Source organism: Bdellovibrio sp. CKG001 (genome assembly GCF_055397465.1).
Genome location: NZ_AP029173.1, coordinates 2,362,690 through 2,382,079 on the forward strand (window position 1 = coordinate 2,362,690; position 19,390 = coordinate 2,382,079).

18 protein-coding genes and 1 pseudogene are annotated in these 19,390 nt (G+C 49.7%); 11 read left to right on the forward strand and 8 right to left on the reverse strand.

Annotated features, from left to right (window positions below):
• Window positions 1–21 precede the first annotated feature (21 nt).
• Complete coding sequence (locus tag ACZ50P_RS11215) at window positions 22–1,881, reverse strand: S8 family serine peptidase (RefSeq protein WP_464131174.1); 1,860 nt, start codon at window positions 1,879–1,881, stop codon at window positions 22–24.
• Window positions 1,882–2,052: 171 nt separating this feature from the next.
• Here ACZ50P_RS11215 and ACZ50P_RS11220 point away from each other — a divergent pair, with 171 nt between their 5' ends.
• Window positions 2,053–2,664, forward strand: coding sequence for a DUF502 domain-containing protein (locus tag ACZ50P_RS11220; protein ID WP_464131176.1), 612 nt, complete (start codon window positions 2,053–2,055; stop codon window positions 2,662–2,664).
• Complete coding sequence (locus tag ACZ50P_RS11225) at window positions 2,664–4,070, forward strand: hypothetical protein (protein WP_464131178.1); 1,407 nt, start codon at window positions 2,664–2,666, stop codon at window positions 4,068–4,070. Before ACZ50P_RS11220 ends, ACZ50P_RS11225 begins: the two co-directional genes overlap by 1 nt.
• A 17-nt stretch (window positions 4,071–4,087) precedes the next feature.
• On the opposite strand, the gene ACZ50P_RS11230 is transcribed toward ACZ50P_RS11225, so the two are convergent.
• The 3 genes from ACZ50P_RS11230 to ACZ50P_RS11240 form a co-directional block, all read right to left on the reverse strand.
• Window positions 4,088–5,029, reverse strand: a complete 942-nt coding sequence (locus ACZ50P_RS11230) for a YeiH family protein (protein ID WP_464131180.1) — start codon at window positions 5,027–5,029, stop codon at window positions 4,088–4,090.
• 107 nt (window positions 5,030–5,136) lie between these two features.
• Window positions 5,137–5,685 (reverse strand): hypothetical protein, encoded by a 549-nt coding sequence (locus ACZ50P_RS11235; RefSeq protein ID WP_464131182.1) that lies wholly within the window; start codon window positions 5,683–5,685, stop codon window positions 5,137–5,139.
• A 136-nt stretch (window positions 5,686–5,821) separates the two neighbouring features.
• Window positions 5,822–7,366, reverse strand: coding sequence for a M17 family metallopeptidase (locus ACZ50P_RS11240; RefSeq protein ID WP_464131184.1), 1,545 nt, complete (start codon window positions 7,364–7,366; stop codon window positions 5,822–5,824).
• Window positions 7,367–7,551: 185 nt separating this feature from the next.
• On the opposite strand from ACZ50P_RS11240, the gene ACZ50P_RS11245 reads away from it, so the two are divergent.
• From ACZ50P_RS11245 to ACZ50P_RS11260, 4 genes are all read left to right on the forward strand, one after another.
• Complete coding sequence (locus ACZ50P_RS11245) at window positions 7,552–8,520, forward strand: endonuclease/exonuclease/phosphatase family protein (RefSeq protein ID WP_464135206.1); 969 nt, start codon at window positions 7,552–7,554, stop codon at window positions 8,518–8,520.
• Window positions 8,521–8,622: 102 nt separating this feature from the next.
• A complete protein-coding gene (gene apaG, locus ACZ50P_RS11250; RefSeq protein ID WP_464120665.1) occupies window positions 8,623–9,012 on the forward strand; it encodes a Co2+/Mg2+ efflux protein ApaG in 390 nt (129 codons plus the stop codon).
• A 116-nt stretch (window positions 9,013–9,128) separates the two neighbouring features.
• Complete coding sequence (locus ACZ50P_RS11255) at window positions 9,129–9,437, forward strand: hypothetical protein (RefSeq protein WP_464131186.1); 309 nt, start codon at window positions 9,129–9,131, stop codon at window positions 9,435–9,437.
• Window positions 9,409–9,975 carry a GNAT family N-acetyltransferase gene (locus tag ACZ50P_RS11260; protein WP_464131188.1) on the forward strand — a complete coding sequence of 189 codons (567 nt, stop codon included), beginning with the start codon at window positions 9,409–9,411 and terminating at the stop codon, window positions 9,973–9,975. Before ACZ50P_RS11255 ends, ACZ50P_RS11260 begins: the two co-directional genes overlap by 29 nt.
• On the opposite strand, the gene ACZ50P_RS11265 is transcribed toward ACZ50P_RS11260, so the two are convergent.
• Window positions 9,972–10,181, reverse strand: a complete 210-nt coding sequence (locus ACZ50P_RS11265; protein ID WP_464131190.1) for a hypothetical protein — start codon at window positions 10,179–10,181, stop codon at window positions 9,972–9,974. The genes ACZ50P_RS11260 and ACZ50P_RS11265 overlap by 4 nt on opposite strands.
• A gap of 91 nt (window positions 10,182–10,272) precedes the next feature.
• On the opposite strand from ACZ50P_RS11265, the gene ACZ50P_RS11270 reads away from it, so the two are divergent.
• The 5 genes from ACZ50P_RS11270 (at window position 10,273) to ACZ50P_RS11290 (ending at window position 16,866) form a co-directional block, all read left to right on the forward strand.
• Window positions 10,273–10,992 (forward strand): TIGR02147 family protein, encoded by a 720-nt coding sequence (locus ACZ50P_RS11270; protein WP_464131192.1) that lies wholly within the window; start codon window positions 10,273–10,275, stop codon window positions 10,990–10,992.
• Between the two features lie 8 nt (window positions 10,993–11,000).
• A complete protein-coding gene (locus tag ACZ50P_RS11275) occupies window positions 11,001–11,681 on the forward strand; it encodes a hypothetical protein (RefSeq protein WP_464131194.1) in 681 nt (226 codons plus the stop codon).
• Window positions 11,682–11,736: 55 nt separating this feature from the next.
• Complete coding sequence (locus tag ACZ50P_RS11280; RefSeq protein ID WP_464131196.1) at window positions 11,737–14,595, forward strand: LVIVD repeat-containing protein; 2,859 nt, start codon at window positions 11,737–11,739, stop codon at window positions 14,593–14,595.
• Between the two features lie 176 nt (window positions 14,596–14,771).
• Window positions 14,772–15,533, forward strand: a complete 762-nt coding sequence (locus tag ACZ50P_RS11285; protein WP_464131198.1) for a type IV pilus modification PilV family protein — start codon at window positions 14,772–14,774, stop codon at window positions 15,531–15,533.
• 13 nt (window positions 15,534–15,546) lie between these two features.
• On the forward strand, window positions 15,547–16,866 hold the full coding sequence (locus ACZ50P_RS11290) for a hypothetical protein (RefSeq protein ID WP_464131200.1): 1,320 nt from the start codon (window positions 15,547–15,549) through the stop codon (window positions 16,864–16,866).
• A gap of 58 nt (window positions 16,867–16,924) precedes the next feature.
• Here the strand turns inward: ACZ50P_RS11290 and ACZ50P_RS11295 are convergent.
• The 3 genes and pseudogenes from ACZ50P_RS11295 to ACZ50P_RS11305 form a co-directional block, all read right to left on the reverse strand.
• Window positions 16,925–17,899, reverse strand: a pseudogene (locus tag ACZ50P_RS11295) (serine hydrolase domain-containing protein); the annotation flags it as partial.
• A gap of 166 nt (window positions 17,900–18,065) precedes the next feature.
• A complete protein-coding gene (gene pdxH / locus ACZ50P_RS11300) occupies window positions 18,066–18,656 on the reverse strand; it encodes a pyridoxamine 5'-phosphate oxidase (protein WP_464131202.1) in 591 nt (196 codons plus the stop codon).
• Window positions 18,656–19,351 carry an FKBP-type peptidyl-prolyl cis-trans isomerase gene (locus tag ACZ50P_RS11305; RefSeq protein ID WP_011164968.1) on the reverse strand — a complete coding sequence of 232 codons (696 nt, stop codon included), beginning with the start codon at window positions 19,349–19,351 and terminating at the stop codon, window positions 18,656–18,658. Before ACZ50P_RS11305 ends, pdxH begins: the two co-directional genes overlap by 1 nt.
• Between the last annotated feature and the right edge of the window lie 39 nt (window positions 19,352–19,390).

The following is a 19,390-nucleotide window of genomic DNA, read 5'->3' on the forward strand; positions in this document are numbered from 1 at the left end:
AACTTCTTTAATTTACTACTGTCAGGACTTCATCATCCCGGCGGTCCAATCGCGGATCATGGCCAAAGTGCCCTGTCGCGCATTGGCGAACTGAACACCGTAGGCTTTGTTTGCCTCGCACCAGACGACCTGACCCTGCACCTCGATGACCTCGTGACCATCCGGGCTTTGAATTCGCATGGTAACCAGTCCGCCTTTTTCCAAAGCCTGGTCGGTGTTGAAGGACAATCCTCCTTCGGAAATCGTATTCACCGCGCCGACCAACTCACGGTCACCGACCTGAACCCGGATCTCAGAACTCATCTTAAAGCGTTCATACTTCCTGCGCGACTTCGGATCTCGGGCGCGCAGAACCTGCCAAAGGATCAGCGGAATCAGCAACAGACCCACCACCACTCCGGCAGTACCGCCCCCTGAAGAGCCACCACCAGACCCGCTGCCAGGACCCTGTTTAATCACGCTTTGAACCAGACCACATCCACCAGCGGCAGAGGCTGCCTCGGCTGCTGGTGAACGATCTGCCGACTTATAAACAGGCTGAGAAGCCGCCGCCGTCGCCATATTTTGTGCAGCACTCATCAAAGTCACCGCATCCACACGCGCCTTGGAGGACACCACGCCATTCAAACTGTTCACCTGATCCGCAGAGCTCATCACAAGTTGCTTGATTTGATAACCGGACAAACTAGGGGCCTCACGCATCGCCAACGCCGCCATGCCTGCCACCAAAGGCGCTGCCATACTGGTTCCGGACATTTTCATGGTGGCGTTACCAGGAACGGTACTTTCGATGTATTCTCCCGGACTGCCAATATGCACTGAATAGCTGCCATAGTTCGAGAAGCCCGAACGATCATCCCAGCGACTTGTCGAAGCTACCGCGATGTTACTGGGAACATCGTAGCTGGCAGGGTACATCGGGCTGGTGTCATTGTTGCTGCTATAGTTACCGGCAGCGGAAACCACCAGCACATGTCGTTCATAAGCGTAGGCAATCGCATCCTGTAAGGAATGGCTGTAACCAGACCCACCCCAGGAGTTATTGATCACGCGTGCACCATTGTTCACAGCATAGTAGATGGCGCGTATCGCATTGGCCGTCGAGCCGGCACCGCCTTTGGCCAGAAACTTCAGCGGCATGACTTCAATTTTTGATTCATCCAAGGGACGCGCAAAAATGTTCAATCCTGCGCCGACGACAACTCCGGCGACGTGAGTGCCGTGATCGTCATCATCATAGAAATTGGCTGTGTTGCTGATGAAGTTCCAGCCATTGATGTCGTCGACATAGCCATTCTGGTCATCATCCACGCCCGGACGTCCATTGGCTTCAATTTCATTGCGCCAAAGGGCCCCGGTTCCCCCCTCACTGACGGGCTTAAACACGTCGTGATTTTTATCCAGGCCGGTATCGACAACGGCCACGATGATCTTGCCTGTGGCAGAAAGAGGCTTTTGATAAGCCCAGGATTCAGACACACGCGTGTCTGCAGAGGATTGAGAATAAATCGTCGGATTGCTCGACGCATACCCCGAGGCGACGGCGTCTTCATAGGAAAGACGCTCTACCGGGCCGTTAGGCTCGACTTCACTCTTTTTCAGAATATAGTTCGGTTCAATGTACTCGACATCCGGATCTTTTTTGAGCTCTTCAACATCCGCAGCCACCTTCATGGAAACCTGAAAGATGCCCAAACCCGGAAATGTGGATTTCAGATTGGCCTTCCCCTGCAACTTGGACTGCGCCAAGGCCGGCCCCCCCGAAGAAGCCTTAAACTTGATGAGATATTCGCCAGGAACAGCCTCAGGAGCGTCCTGAGCCCCCGCGGTCCACCCCACCAAAGTCACCGTCAGAAATAAAGATCTTAGAATCGGCTTCACCGGTTCTCCTTTTTCATTTCAGAGAACTCTTCGGCCAGAAGTCGAGGTGGATTTAGACAAATTATTTTTTATTATTCGTCTCACCGTGAGACAGCGTCAGAACTTGCTGCGTTTCGACTTAGCTGATATCTATTTGTTGCCGATAGGCATTAAAGAACAGGACATCTAGGTATGAAACAACTCCAGAAGATCTTCTTGCAGGGCCTCGTTACATTTTTGCCAATTGCGCTGACGATCTATATTATTTATGCCGGCGTCGCAATTGTGGACAGCTTCCTTGGGGACGCCCTTCGCCAGATCCTTCCGGTTTATATCCCCGGCCTAGGCTTCCTGATCACGATCGTCCTGATTCTGCTTTTGGGGTTGATGCTGAACAATCTTCTGGCTGGCGGTATCTTCCAAAAGCTGGAACAAAAACTGACCAAAGTTCCTTTTATTAAAGCCATCTACAGTCCTCTGCGTGATCTGATGAATCTTTTCTCCAAAGGCGGCGGTCCCGGTGGCCTGCAAAAAGTCGTTTTGGTTGATATCAACGAAGGTGAAACCACCATCCGCGCCATGGGGCTTGTGACTCGCGAAAACTTCAAAGATGTGCCTGCGATTGAACAAAACGCCGGCGATCGTATCGCCGTTTATATTCCGATGAGTTATGGTTTGGGAGGATTCACCCTGATGGTGCCCCGTTCACGCATCACTCCGTTGGATATGCCTATTGAAAAAGCGATGAGTCTTGCCATCACCGGCTGGGTGAAGGCTGATAAAAACGAAGGCGAGAAGAAATAATGTCTGACTCCATTGAAAACACCCTGAGCAAAGCCCGTAGAATCAACCAGGATGTCAGCCGCTATGGTGTGTTTGCGGAAATCGGTGCGGGTCAAGAAGTTGCCCGTCACTTCTTCCAAGCTGGCAAGGCGTCTCAGACTATTGCAAAAACAATCTCCGCTTACGACATGATTGTCAGTGATGACATCTATGGCCGCGAAAAAAACGGCCGTTATGTCTGCGAGCCTCGCTTAAATAAGATGCTGACGCACGAGTATGATCTTCTGGTGGATCGTTTAAGCCCCACCCGAGGCCCGCAATCCCGTTTCTTTGCCATCGCCAACACTGTGGCAACGGCGTCTTCAGGCAGCAACAAGCAGTCCCATGGCTGGATGGGGGTGCGTTTTCAGACCGAACCCGGCGGTCCTTCCAATGATATCATCCTGCATGTGCGCATGCTGGATCGTCATCGCCTGCAACAACAAGAGGCTTTGGGCATTTTGGGCGTCAATCTTTTGAACTGCGCTTTTTACCATCTGCTCGAAGCTGAAGAATTTATTACGCATCTGGTGGATGGTCTTAAAGACGATCAGATCGTGATCGATGTGATCAAGTTCCACGGGCCGGATGTGAAGCATTTTGATATGCGCCTGATGAATCTGGAGCTGGTTCGTCGAGGACTGGCAGAGGCGATCTTGTTCTCTCCACAAAATGAGATTCTGAATATTTCTGACGCAGTCTATGGCAAGTCCCTGCTGATTCAGCGCGGAACCTTCCGCCCGGTCACAGTGACCCACTTGGATGTTTTGCAAAAAGGTTTGCAGCAGATCAAGGGCGATGTGTTGAAATCAGAAGGTAAGGATCTGGAAGTTCTGCCTTTGATGGAACTGACCATGCACAATCTGACTGCCGATGGGCATGTAAACGAAAAAGATTTCCTGGCCAGGGTGGAAACTTTAACCAGTCAGGGTCTGCATGTTCTGATTTCCAACTTCTTCCTGTTCTATGGACTGAAGCGCTTTATTCGCCGCTACAACCCACACTTCATGGCTTTGGTGGTTGGTGCAAGCCACCTTAACAAGCTATTCACCGAAGAGCACTACCGCGATCTGCAAGGCGGCCTACTGGAAGGTTTAGGAAAACTACTGGAGCAAAAAACCAAACTGTACATCTATCCGCACAAGACACCAAACTTATGTCTGACGACGAAGAGCTTCTTCCCTGCCCCGCACTTGCGCCATGTTTACGCTCACTTCATCGAAAATCAGCAAATCGTGGATATTTCCGGGTGCGATGAAACCGGAGAGTATTTACATTCTATCGATGTGATGAAGATGATTGAAAAGGGTGACCCACAATGGGAGCGACTCGTGCCCCCGGGCGTTCAGGATTTGATCAAGTCTCAGAAGTTATTTGGCTTAAAGTAATTATGGCTGGGTGGCCCCTAGTGAATCCACCCTAACAACAGGGCGCCCAAGGTGGCGCCACCCACCAGCACCCACAGTATCACGCCTTGCAAGAAGGGCTTGATCCCCACACTCTTCACCGTTTCTCGCGTCAGGCTAGAGCCGATCAGGAATAAGGTCACAACCAGTAAACGTTTGGAGACGGCGTTCACCACCTCACCGGCAGGTTTTAAAACCGGAATCCAGGTCACGATGGCAGCGGCAACCAGGAAGCCTAAAATGAACCAAGGGCGTTTCGCCTTGGCCTTTTCCCCCGTGGCATTAGTTTTCTTTGAGTAGACATAACCAATAACAAACGCCACGGGAACAATCCATAAAGCCCGCGCCAGTTTCACCGTCGTTCCCACCTGCAACGCTTCAGCCCCATACTGCATGGAAGCTCCGACCACAGAGCTGGTGTCATGAATCGCCAGCGCACTCCACAGACCGAACTGATGCTCCGTCAAGCCGAAGAAATGCCCCAAGGGAGGAAATACAAAGAGTGCCACAGCATTGAGTAAGAAAACGGTGCCTAAAGCCACGGACACTTCATGATGTTTAGCGCGGATCACCGGCGACACAGCAGCAATCGCACTGCCCCCGCAGATCGCAGTTCCTACAGAGATCAAAACAGACGTGTCCTGTTCAGTCTTCAAAAGACGCCCCAGCAAGATCCCAAGACACAAAGACAACGAAATTCCCACGACAGTGTAACCGACCCCCTGCAAGCCGACCCGCCCAATCACGTGCAAGTCCATCCCGGCCCCCATTCCCATCACGGCAATACCCAACAAGGAGTGAGTGATTTTACGGGTGTGATCCAGATAAGGATTTCCAAAAGCCAAAGCTACAAAAACGCCCGCAAAAAGGGCTACGCCAGAGGAAACAAAAGGGGCCAAACTCACCAGAGCAACGAACGGAATCAGGATTCTCGCCAACATATTCAACCTCGCGAGTCCTTACTATGCGGTCGTTTTATGATCGACACAAATAAAAAGGCACGCTCAAAATCAGAGCGTGCCTTAGAATTTGAACTAATTAAGTGCCCTTAGAAAGTGTCGCAGCGAACGGCACCAACACAGTAAGAGGCATGCACACTGTCACCACACTGCTTACGAGCATTGTACTCTGCTTCGATCAAAGACTTCCCCTCGCCTTTGAAGGTTTTTTGATACCCGGTATCAGTCAACATACAAATAGCACCTGCAATCGGGCGCTCCTGGCGTGGGTCCGAACACTTCACAGCCGCTTGACAGTAGCTGGGATGAACCGACTTCCCACAGGCTTCGCGAGCCGCAGCCTCTGCCTCTATTTTTATGCGGCCTTTACCCAGGAACACTTTGTTATAGCCAGTATCGGTAATCAGGCAGGCTACCTCCTGCGCAGGCTCCGGGAATGGAGGAGGACGTTGGCCATATTCCAAGTTAGCCAGGCGTTGATTGATTTGAGAAAGATTGGCTTCAAGCTGATAAACCCGGGTTTCCAACACACGGATACGCTCTTGAGAGTTGCGATCCTGAGCGCCAGCATTATGCGCAAAGAAAAAACAAGTTGCGGATAGAAGAAGTACCAAAGAATTTCTTATAGCTGACATCATGAAAACCCCCGTTTTTTGTACCTTCTTCACCCCATCAAAGAAGGTACAAAAATCCAAAGCAATTTTAAGGCCAACCCTTTCGGTGTCAGTGTGACGCCAAAAAAAAAGCTCCCCGAGGGGAGCTTGCAGTGAAATTCTATTTGGAGGCTCGAGCGTTCAGGAACTCGATCAAGCACTGCACCGGCTGACCGTTACCGCCGCTGGCAAGCAAGGCCCCTTGGGCTTTGTCCGTCCACGCATAAACATCCAGATGCGCCCATTTTTTTCCGCGCACGAATTTTTGCAGGAACAAGGCCGCCGTGATCGCACCACCGAAGCCGCCGCCGGAGTTTTTGCAGTCCGCAAATGGCGAAGACAGATCACCCCAGTACTTTTCAAACAATGGCATACGCCAGTTCAAATCACCCGAACGCTGTCCGGCCTTGGTCAAAGCCGTCGCCAACTCATCGTCGTTAGAGAACAACCCGGCAATCTCAGCTCCCAAACCCACCTTGATGGCTCCAGTCAATGTTGCCACGTCAATCACGATCTCAGCTTCATCAGCAGCTTTCTGCGTGCAGGCCACATCCAAAACATCGGCCAGAACCAAGCGACCTTCCGCATCGGTGTTGTCGATTTCAACCTTCATCCCATTGCGAGCCGTGATGACATCACTTGGACGGAAGGACTTTCCATCCACCGCGTTTTCTGCCAAAGCCAGATAGAAATCCAGCGGACCTGGATAGTTACTTTCAGCCGCCCATTGAGCCAGGGCGATCACACTGGCCGCCCCACCCATGTCTTTTTTCATCAGACGCATTGCTGACGACGGTTTGATATCCAAGCCGCCGGTATCAAAGGTGATCCCCTTACCGACAAAGGCCACCGGTTTCATTGAAGACTTCTTGGTTGGGCGGTACTTCAAGTGAACCATGCAAGGCCCGTGTTCAGCCCCCTGACCGACCGCCACGTGCAGTCCCATTTTTTCCTGAACCAGTTTTTTGGTGTCCCAAACTGTGATTTTGGTATTTTTCGGGAAGCCCAAACGCTTGGTCGCCATTTCCGCAAAAGATTTAGGATTTAGATCATTCGGAGGTAGATTCACCATGTGACGGGCCACATTGACAGCACGGGCACGCAGCATCGCATCCTTAACGACGGCTTTATCCCAAGCGCCCAAAGATTTTTTCAAGGCCACCTTTGGCAGGTCTGCCAACTGTTTACCGTCAACAAATTGGCGGAAGCTGTAGGCCGCCATATCCATTCCCGTCAAGGCCCCCAAATCCTGAACACCTTCGGTGCCATGGAATTCAATTTGTACGGCCTTGATCTGCTGAGCTTTAAATTGCGCCACCAAAGAACCGAACTGATCACGCGCCCAGGTATAGGCCGCTTCATCAATCAGGCCATCATGTCCAACAGTCGCTTTTTTGCGCGGGCGCAGAATCCACACCGGCCCCTGCGCGCCAACGAAAGAAACGACTTCCTTTTCACTTTGTTTTAAGGCCTTGGACTGCCACTCCAAAGAATGGGTCCCGATCAGCGAAGAAAACTTCGCAGTGTCATCCACCCCTAAGAAATAAACGTATCCGGTGATTTCATTTTTTACTTTAAGTTCTTTTCCGAAGTCGAAAGTTTCAATCCAAGAATGGAATTGAAGTTTGCCGGATGACTTTGCTGCTGGAGCCGCTTTTTTTGCCACTGTCTGCCTCACTTTTATTTTTATGCGAAAGAAACCCCTCGGCTTCCGCCAGCATACGAAGCGATGCGGCAGAGTATGTTTTGAGGTGGCTTCTAGGGCGGTATGTTCCGTAAAATCATAATATGACGTGGACCGAGACCACAAACCTAAAATTTTGCTTACTCAATGCAGAGAACCTGTTTTTGATGTTTGATGGAACTCCGTCCAAGGATGTCTTGAATCTGAAAGAAACTCAGTGGCAACGTCTGTCCACGTCCGTCTATGAAAATAAGCCCCTGAAAAAGACCCTGGAAATTGCAAAGGCCCTTAAAGACATCAATGCCGACATTGTTATGCTGTGCGAAGTGGGTGGTTTGGAGTCTTTGAATAACTTCAACCTTCTCTTTATGGATGATGCGTATTCACCTTGTCTTATTGAGGGAAACTCTGAACGCAATATCGACGTCGGCTTTTTGATTCGCAAAGGTCTGCCCTTTTATTTTGACCTCCAGTCCAATAAAAATCGTCTGATCAACTATCTTTACCCCCATGAAAGAGACAGCCTGAATGCAGGCTATCTGGTCAAGGGTGGCAAGATCACCACAAGCCACAAGTTTTCCCGGGACGTTGTGGAGTTGAAGCTTTTCAAAAAGGACCAAGACAAACCCTTCCTGATCATCCTGCTGACTCATTTAAAATCCCGCCTGGATCCCGAGCGCATTGATCCCAATGGATTTGAAAGACGCCAAGCCGAACTGAAGACCCTGCTGGATATTTATGAAGAACTGGGAACCACCCATCCCCAGGTTCCCGTCATGGTGGCTGGTGACTTCAATGGCAATGCAAGCTCTCAGGGCACGGATGAAGAGTTCAAACATATCTACAGCCGCACACAATTACGAGATATCTTGGAAGTTGCAGGTTTGTCCCCCGAAGAACGGGCCACCTTTTATCAGGTCCGCAGCGGCTCTCGAGCCGATGGGCGCCAGATTGACTTCGTCTTTGCGCCGCCATCATTACAGAGCCATGTCAAACCGGGCTCCTGCAAGGTGTACCGTTATAAGGATGAGTTCGGAATGGAACATGACATCCCACGAAACATGGATGCCAAGCTGAATCTTCCCTCCGATCATTATCCCTTGGTTTTCGAACTGACGGGGCTTCCACTTCGCTAGTGGATACGCCGTACCTTTTTGCAACACGCCGCACTCCAAAAAAGATACGCACCATCTGTTGCTCTTGCCGGGAATCAGGGAAAGATTTATCCTGAGATACGTATGAGCATGCAAAAAACATCCGTCCCAGATTTTCAAATCTCGGCAAAAGTCGTCTATGTCCCTTCAGAATCCAAACCTGAAAAGGGTTATCACTTTTTTGCATACAAAATTTCCATCACAAATATTGGATCCTCACCTGCCCAACTGATGAGCCGTCACTGGATCATCACTGATGCTGCTGGAAACAAAGAGGAAGTCCGCGGCCCCGGCGTTGTCGGATTACAACCCAAGATCCATCCCGGGCAGACTTTCGAATACGACAGCGCCTGCCCACTGAACACCTCCACCGGCAGTATGGTGGGACGCTATTTCTTCGTGGCCGAAAACGGAGAAAGCTTCAGCGTGGAAATCCCTGAATTCTATCTTGTGGCACCTTTGGCGCTGCATTAATTTCCCCATAATCCCCTTATTTGTTCGGAACAATTTCGAGGTCCAGTTTTATCCTTTTCACTGGAATTGAAAAATAAAGCTGTGCTAAACCCTGTGCCAGTTTGCGGGAGGCTATCATGGCATGGTTTAAAAACTTGCGAGAACTCTTGGGTCTGGAAAAGCCGGAAATGTGCCTTTGCATGGTGATCTCAGAACAAGAAGGTGCCGAGATCTGGATTGAAGACCAAAAGACCCGCTACGTAACCCCGAAACTTGTCGCCATCAAAAAAGACCATCCCGTCAAGATCACCGTTAAAATGGTTGGTCATGAACCCCACACATCCGTGGTGCGCAGTTCGCATAATTTGACCTATTTCTATTGCAACTTAAAACGCATCCCTCTTAGACTTGTCAGCAATGAAGTCTATAGATCTGCCTCTTTATAAAAAAACCGCCCGTCTGATCCTGCGCCCCTTGGAAGAAACTGACTACGAAAACTGGGTGCAGGCCTATTCCAGTATGAAACCGCCGCAAAACGAATGGGATGAAACCAACTGGGCCGAGAGCGAACTGACCAAAAAGAAATTCAAAGAACTTCTGAGGCAAGAAAAGCAGCAAAGAAATGCTGATCATTTTTACTCTTTCGGAGTTTTTCTGAAAGACGATGGGCTTCTGATCGGCAACGTCAGCCTGATGGATATTTCCCGTGCCGTTTTCCAAAATGCCTACCTTGGCTATCGCATTTTTAATCCCTACTGGGGCTATGGTTTTGCTCAAGAAGCAAGTCACGGGGCCCTGGATATCGCATTTAGAAAGTTAAAGCTTCACCGGGTGGAAGCTGGCATTGCCCCCTCTAACAAAAAATCCATCAAGGTCGCCAAAGCTTTGAAGATGCGCAAAGAAGGTCTTAGCAAGCGCCGCTTGCTGGTGAATAAAAAGTGGATGGATATGGAGATCTGGGCACTGACTAAAGAAGAATTTTAAGTCGCTGAGTCCCGCTTCCCGCGCAATCGAGCAAGGATGCGGGTGCGGTTTCGTTCACTTAAAACAGTCTCACCAGACAACGCCCGCGACAGAACACTGGGGGCCACCCCCAAAAAGGTCGCCAGCGCCCGTAATGAATAGCGTGGATTTTTAGCGCGTCGACGCACAAGTTCTTTCCGGATATGCAACACTATTTCATCACTCATGCGTAAAACTATGGCAAAGTTCCACAGACTTGTTCACTTTTTCGGACAAATGACCTAAATTTTAGCTCCCTCACTCAGCACTGGGAGCACCTTGGAACATCTGGAATTTTTGAAACTTGTGCGAGACGAACTTGAACGCCGCAAAATGTCCCGGCGCAATCTGGCCTTAAAGGCACAGATCCCCTCAGGACGGGTCTCTGAAATCCTTAATGGCACTCGCCCCCTTTCACCTTATTATATTGGGAAAATAACCCGGGCCTTGAATCTCAGCCCCAAACACTTTGTCCAAACCTCCAAAAAACGCAGCAAAATGCAACGACCCGATCGTTTGCTGAGCCAGGATGAGTTGCATTTTATTCGTGACTGGTACCATCTTGCCATCTTAAGTCTGGTAAAAACACCGGAGGCAACGCTGGACCCCCGATGGTTTGCCAACCGCTTGGCCATCACTCCCGCCCAGGCACAGGCCGCATTGAAACGCCTGATGAAACTGAAACTCATCGAAGAACATCAAGGCCGCTTCGTCCGGACCACAACCTTCCTGACCACAAGTAAGGACATTCCAAGCTCAGTGATTCGCCATATGCATCTTCAACTCATGGAACAAAGCCGTTCTTCATTAGATAAAACTCCGGTGGAGTTTCGGGACGTGTCCCATATCATGATGGCGATTGATATGTCGAAGCTCCCGCAGGCCAAAGAAGAAATCCGCGCCTTCCGAAAAAGAATGGCCAATCTTCTTGAAGAAGGAAACACCGAGCAGGTTTATTTACTGGGTGTTCAACTTGTCCCTTTGAGCAAACTCGAATAGGAAATTTTATGCGCTTTTTTACTGCCCTCCTGATTGTGTTTCTAACTTACCCATTGCCGACTTATGCGGGTGATGAAATCTGCAACGGCGGCGATGTGATTGTCTGTCCCCGCCAAACCCCACGCCTGCTGGATCTGCACGAAAGGGATGTCTTGTATTCCTATGGGGAACACCCTCAAGAGGCCTTGTGGTCCGCCTTCAAACCACTGCACATCAAAGACACTGTCGAAGAACTGATCGAGCCGCTGAAAACCACAGCCCCGGAGCTGCACGCTTGCCTGTCCAGTTACATTGACAATGACTCTTTCTGGGAGCAGATCCGCCATTTGCCTGGCCACGAAATGCACAACGTACAAGATGAAGTGTCCTATGTCGTGCCGGTGGGCTGCGAAAAGAAACAAGTCGCTTTGCAACTGCGAACACCTCTGCACAAGGCTCCACGCTACTTGATCAACGATGACATCTGGATTCGCATGAACAGCTTCCAGCAAGCGGGATTGATTGTGCATGAGATCCTGCTTTTCAATGCTCTACAAAGCCCTGGGTGGAGAGGCAATACACCCGCCGTTCGTCAGGCGACAGCTTTTGTTTTGTCCGAACAGCCGTCCCTGCTTGAGCAGGCTGATATGTCCAAAGCAATTAAGGATCTCAATTTGATCTGCCGACCTTTTATTGCTGATATGAAATAGAGGAAGTGTTGCATTTGCCTCATAAGTTTTTCTCGAGCTTCCGAGAGAAAGACTTATGAGAACGTACTCGAAAAATTTGCTTCTTATTCTGTCTTTTCTCCTGCTAACCTCTTGCGGGCTTGTAAACGCTGAGCTTTTCCAGCCGAAAAGTCTCGACTTAGGAAGCTCTGAGCCCCCAGACACACCGACACCGACACCGACGCCGACCCCTACACCACCGCCCCCAGTCGTCTCAAAACAGAATGCATGGGGCTACGGCGGTACACCTTATGACCTAGCCCTCGCTGGCGACATTCTGCTGGCTGGTACATCCCGGGGGCTAAGCATTTTGGATATCACGGATCCCTATCTCCCCAAAGAAATCAACTCCCTGAAAGGATCCAGCATCCATCGCGTGACCAAGGTGAATGACCTGCTCTTTGTTTCAAACAGCAGTGGAATCCTGGAACTCTATGACATCACCGCCCCACAAGCTCCCGTATTGCAGTCGACTTTGATGTTAAGTTTTCCTCACCGCGTGGCCACCAGGGGAACGCTGGCTTATGTACCAGATAATGCCAGTGGAGTTCGTGTTGTGGATTTTACTGATCCTGCCAACATGCAATTGGTGAACACGATCGACACTAATGGCAATGCGGTCTCGGCCCAAGTGGATGGCAATTATTTGTATTTGGCAGACGATTTTCAAGGACTCAAAATTTTTGACATCAGCACACCAGCGACACCCGTTCTGGTCGGCTCTTACCTCACAAACAGCGACGCTTTGGATGTCAAAGTTAAAGGGAACTATGCCTATATCGCCGTCAGCTGGAGCAGCATCGACATCGTCGATATTTCCAACAAAAGCAATCCCAATCTGGCATCGAGCTACATGGATTATTTCAATTACAACAATGCAGTTGAGAAGCTCGACATTCAAGGAAACTATCTGCTGGCGATGGACTACTACAACGGTCTGATTGTGTACGACATCAGCGACCCGGTGAACCCCATCACCCAGGGCTCCGCCGCCCCTTTCGCCACGGTTTGGTGGGGAATTCCCTATGGATTTATCTCCAATAGCACTCATCTCTTCGTCGCTTCGGAAACTTATGGCGTCGGCACGCTGGATATTTCTGACATCAAAGCCCCGCACATTCCTTACAGCTATCGTGGCGTGAACTGGTGGACCAATTCGGTCGATGCCTCCGGCAACCGCGCCTACGTTTGTGAAAATGACTGGGGCCGAATGACCGTACTTGATATCAGTAATCCCGCTCATCCGAAATACCTGGGCGAGACTCCGCAAGGGGTTACCGCCTGCAAGAAAGAAATCATTTACGACAATAACTATGTCTATGCCACCGTTGGCAATAGCGGCATGAAAGTCATCAGCGTCAGCAATCCGGCCAGCCCCAGCATCGTGGCCACCCTGGATCATGGCAGTGGTGCGCGCAAGATTTTCAAACTCAACAATTTTGTCTATGTCGTCTATGATTCCTGGATTTACATTTACAACGTCACCACACCCGCAACTCCAACTCTGGCGGGAAGTTACGGCTATTATGCTGACGATGTGTATGTGGAAGGCAACTATGCCTATCTAGCCGGCACCAATTCCTTGCGGATTGTGAATATCTCAAATCCCGCCAGCGTGACTGTGGTTTCAACCTATGACTATCCGTCAGGTCCGATCCCTACCTACAGCGTTACTAAGAGTGGCAACTATGTCTTTGTCGGAGGCAATCAAAATCTGGGTGTCTTTGATGTCAGCAATCCCGCGGCCCCTTCTCTTGTTTACAAGACCATCGGCACCGATGTTCCCGCAAATCTTGTCGTTGCAGACAACCAGCTCTATAGCTGTGACTATAACGCCGGTCTTCAAATATTTGATATCACCACCCCGCCACTACCGGTTCTGAAAGAGGCCTACCAATTGGGGGGATGCCTGGGGATTCAGGCCAAAGACGGCAATATCTATATTGCTGACGAATCCACTGGATTTAAAATTCTAAATGATGACTCCAAGAAGTATCTCAAAATGAACAAACCCACAACGATCAAGAGCCTTAGTGCTCTATCCACGACCGCCACTCGGGTGTATCTGGCGGACAGCTATTTTGGTATGATGGTTCTGGATAACACCAAACCCACGCAGCCTGAATATTTAACACGCATAGAACTATATTCCATCGTGGCGAATCCCATTGAAGAAGGTAACACCCTTTTTGTGGCGGATCAGTTTTTCCTGAAAGCTTTTAATATGGCTGATCCCAAAAACCCCGTGGCACTGTCTCAAGTTTCGCGCACGGGGGACAACAAATACCTGAACGACATAGTCAAATCCGGCAGTATCATCTATGCCACCGAGTCAAATTCTCATTTAAGCCTTTTTGACGCCTCCAATCCGGCAAATCTGACGATGCTGTCAACAACAGCCTATGCTGACATCAAAAGTCTTCATGTCAGCGGCACCAAACTCTTAGCCGCAAGTCTCGGCACAGGTCTTCGGATTTTTGATATCAGCACACCGGCCAGTCCGACACTGCTGGGAACTTATAATTCCCCAGGGACAGCTTATCATGCCATCCAAGATGGCAGCTTTGCTTATCTGGCTGACGGCACCGCAGGACTGCAGATTGTCGACCTGACCGATCCCGCCGCCCCCGTACTGACAGGCACATACAACACCCCCGGAACTGCGCAACAAGTAGCAAAAAAAGACAACTATGTCTTTGTAGCAGATGCTGGCCACGTGGAAATCATAAACGTCGCTAATCCATCAGCACCGGTCTTAAAGCGTACCATCAACAAATCTGAGTTCGGAGGCTGGAATGCCAAGGGAGTTTCAATCCGTGGGAACTATCTTTATATTCAACTCTATAATGGATATGAAGTCTTCGATATATCCGACATCGAAAACATTCATCAATAAGGCTGAGGTTCTCTATTATGGCCGATATTACCGGGAACTTTTGGGTTTGCTGGAGATGTTCCCCTCTTTTTCACGAGGTTTGATTAATTTTTTTTAGCACTCTTTAGAAGCTCTTTCTTTTTCCCGATAACTAACAGTCATTTTCTAGGACGTACCAGGGGCCCCGGGACTTAAATATGAATATTAAAAATCAGAGTGGTTTCAGTTTGATACAAGTACTTTTGTCGCTGGCAATTTTGGGAATTGCCGTCAGCGGCTTCATGACTCTGATGGCGAACAACTATAAACATGAAACAAACCTCAACACTTTACTTGAGGCCCGTGAACTTTCTGGTGAGCTGGTGGAGCTCAGCAAGTCCGCGAACTGCGGCATTGCCGACCTTGAAAACCCCATTCCCGTGACCTCAGACACTTGGGTGAACAATAAATTAATTGCCTTGAACAAAGGCATTTCCGGTCGTTTCCTGGAACTAAAAAATGGTGACTCTTACGGACGCTTTAAAATTGAAAGCATCAGTATTGCCCCCTACTATGACCGCAAAAACCGCAGTGATAAATACGTGGCCTTGGAAGGGGCGAATGCCACTGACTTTGCCAACAGCCGAATCATAAAAGGCTCATTGCGCCTGGATGCCACGGCACAAAACACACCGAAGTCTCCAATACGGGCTGCTGCCTTCTTCTATCTGGATAGTTCACGCAACAATATCATTGGCTGCACGGCCAGCCTTGAAAATACTGACCTCGCAGCAATTTGTTCCAGCTTTGGCGGCGCCTGGACCGAGTCCGAAGCCAAATGTCAACTTCCCTGCCCTCCGGGGCTGGATGAACAAAATGGTCTTTGTGTTGCCAAGAGTGTTGATGCCGACGGCGAAGATGTCTTCTGTCACGTTAACGAAAAATGCAATGTTGCAAATAAGTACATTCTAGGAATTTAAGAAGGAGAACCCCATGAAGCGCTCGATCGTGCTATTATTCATGCTTACTCCCCTGTCAGCGCAATCCGAGACCCTGACAGATGGAAGACCCAAAGACTGTTCTTATTCGGCATCCGTCAATGGTGCTGCTCGAACCCTCAGTGTCAGCTGCAATGACTTTGACCTGAATTACAAAAAAAACTACGGCGGCGCCTGTGTCTTTAAAGACGGCAGCTGGCAATACGGAAATCTCAACTACGACTCTAAAGCCGGCAAACACAAATTCGTTGCCCGCCGAGTCTGCGATATCGGCGTAACGGTAGTACCCCCAGCCGATACGCTCAATATCAAATCACCTCGCATTGGCGATTATGTTGAAGGTAAAACCAACATCGTCAGTCTGACGAAAAAGGTCTACACGTCCCACTTGCAATCATCTCCGCTGAAAGCCAGCGAGTCCCCGCTTCTTTGCTATCGCAAGGAAAGTCGTGGTGTTTCTATGAATGCGGTGGCCTGCGCCCGCGAACCCAATGACCCCAATTACTGTGAATTCACTGTCACGCCGAACAAGTCCTATAAAGGCAACTGGTGGATGCAGTATCGCGGCAAGAACAAAACCAGTCCTGTAATCTGTCTGGGAGGAATCAAATCCACCGACACAGACACAGCTGCCAATTCCTATTCTGAGGACCAATTGCTAGTTAAGGTTTCAAGTAAGAGCAAAACCGAGCTTCTCAAGAATCTGCCCCAGCCCGCTCTTGGCAAGGGCAATCTTTTGGACTTTAAGATTGCCTCTTGCACAATCAACGACAAAAAACCTGTGCGCGTCGCCTGTCTGAATCAAGAGACAGCTGGTTTTGACCTGTGGGAGGATAACGCCGATCACGTCAGATCACAGCTAATGAAAGCCGGCAGCAGCAGCAAAGGTCTGCCGTCCAAAGAATTCAAAATCAGCAATCTGGAAAAAGACTTACGTATGTCAGCGAAACTCAAGACCATGACCCAGGAGCGCATTGCCGCCCTGGAAGCAGAGTTGAGCCAAACCAAACAAACTGTCGCTGACCTGAAGTTGGAACTGTCAGAAGAGGTTGAACAAAAAATTGCAGATCTGCGTGAAGCTAACGGTGAAAAGGTTCCTGTACGATCTACACCTGATATCCAAGCCGGTTATTGCAGCATCGACTGGAGTCCGGCAAAAGGCTTCGTGGATGGAAAAGTGCAGACCTTCAACGACAATGAACGCCTGAAAGGCGCTTATGTTTACTACAAGAAGTCCGGTTCCAAAACCCTGGACAAGGTCTATTGCGACAGTGTTGAAACAGTTCAAGAGACCGAGATTCAGGCACGCAAATAAATATCCTGGAATTGTTAATGGCGAGGCCGGTGAAGAACCGCCTCGCTTTCGCATTTCACTACTTTGACGACTTCATCAAGTACTCCGCAACAGCCTGAAAGGCCGGCAATGTCGTCCCATCGTTAGCTGCGTTTGCGGCGACGGGGTGTGAGCCAAATCGTGCAATCACCAGCTCAGCTTTGGGATCCATATACAGAGCCTGCCCGTGAACCCCACGCGCCATATAGGCTCCATGCGAATTATGGGTCACCCACCACATGCTTCGATAGGACCAACCCTGCAGATGATCATAGCCGGCTTTTTTAAACTTATCGCGATCCCCACCAGAAGCAATATTGGAAACGACTTTGGCTGGAAGCACTTGCTGACCCCGCAACATCCCCTTGTTCCGCATCACTTCCCCGAAGCGCGCCAGGTCTCTCAATCCCAGATTCAATCCCCCACCGGCAAAAGGAGTTCCGATTGAATCCACCGTCATATAAGCATCCTGCTCTGGTCGGAGCGGCTTCCAGATCTTCTCGGAAATAAGCTCGGCCACGTTTTTACCACTGGCTCGGGCCAGGACCCATCCCAAGGCATCGGTGTTGGCTGTTTTATAGTGAAACTCGGCTCCGTTAACACCCTCGGGCTTCACCGTCTCCAAGAATTCATAATAGGTTCTTGGCCCTTGATAGTCCGCCCCTTTGGGCAGCGGATTTCCGGCTTTGGCATGCTGCCAGACTTCTGCCTTCGGGTCCGCGTAGTCTTCGCTGAAACGAATGGCCGTTGTCATATCCATCAAGTCCCGAACCCTGGCCTCTTTAAATCCAGAGCCTTTAAGCTCTGGCACGTAGGTGATAACAGGCTTCTCCGGATCAAGCACACCTTCAGCCGCCAGGATCTCTGCCACAGTCCCGACAAAGGACTTCGTCATGGACATGGCGGCATGCTGTCCTTCAACTGTCAAACTGCCCAGATACTTTTCATAAACAACAGTCCCTTTGTGCAAAATCAGGATGCCATCAGTGTAGTTTTTCAAAAGGCTCTTTTCCCATCATCGGGGAACGTTTGCGGCGCAACTTTAGCAATCCCCAAGGATGGAAAAATAAACATTATCACGGCAAATATAGAACGGCTCATATCCCCCCCTGTAAGACACTAGTTAACCCGGTCCTAGAAAGAAGATAAAGACTTGCCGTCAAATAGGATAAATAACAGATTTACGGACTGCGCATCAGGCGGTTCCAAGAACCATCCGCTGTGCGCTGATAGATGTAGCGTTCATGAAGGCGACCGCCCAGCCCGAACCAGAATTCAATTTCCATGGGAATCACACGCCAGCCGCCCCAATGTGGTGGGCGTGGCACAACCTGACCGTCAAATTGCTTTTCGTATTCCTGCACTCTGCGAGACAACCAATCGATATCGGGAATTTCTTCGCTTTGATGAGAAGCCCAGGCACCAATCTGACTAAGGCGCGCGCGTGTCGCAAAATAAGCATCGCTTTCAGCTGCAGAGATTTTTTCGGCTTTGCCAGTGATGCGGATTTGTTGCCAGATAGCTGGCCAGTGGAAGTTGAGGCACACCATCGGATGGGCCTCGATATCGCGTCCCTTATGGGAATTGTAGTTCCCGTAAAAAACAAAGCCCCCCTTGCTCACCTCTTTAAGATAGACGATGCGCACGGAGGGCACACCCTTTCCATCCACGGTGGCCACCGACATTGCGTTGGCTTCCGGGATTTGCTTAGCGACCGCCTCTTTCATCAGGCGGTCGAAATGCTCAAAAGGGTCTTTGCTGAAGTCGAACATTATTTCTTCTTCTTAGTGTCTTGTTTAACGATGTCGATCAACTCAACCTCGAACACAAGAACAGAGTTTGGCGGGATGCCTGGACGACCAGATGGACCGTAAGCCAACTCAGGTGGGATGAAAAGTTTAGCTTTGCCGCCAACTTTCATCAACTGAAGAGCTTCTGTCCAGCCTGGGATCACGCCACCCACTGGGAATTCAGCAGGTTGACCACGATCGTAAGAAGAATCGAACTGCTCACCGTTTGTCAAAGTTCCTTTGTAGTGAACTTTAACTACGTCTTCTTTTTTAGGAGAAGCGCCAGTGCCTTCTTTTTCAACGATGTATTGCAAACCGGAAGCCGTTGTTTTCACGCCCGCTGCAGATTTGTTTTTTTCCAGGAAGTCTTTACCAGCTTTAGCATTGCCTTCAGCTTGTTCCTGTTGTTTTTTCATCGCCATCTCTTGAAGCTTCATCATCGCAGCTTGCATGTCTTCTTTAGACATTTCGTTTTTGCCTGCTGCTGCATCTTTCAAAGCCATCGCCAATGCATCTGCATCGAAATCGATGTTTTGTTGTTTCAAGTTACCACCGATTTGCTGACCGATAGCGTAGCTCGCTTTTTTCATGTCAGTATCAAGCTTCACTTTCTTTTGGCATGCTGTTGTGAAGGCCATAGCCGCAACAACAAGACCACCAAGGACCAATTTATTCATGCTGTCTCCTCTTAAGGGGTTTGTTTTAAATACTAAAGG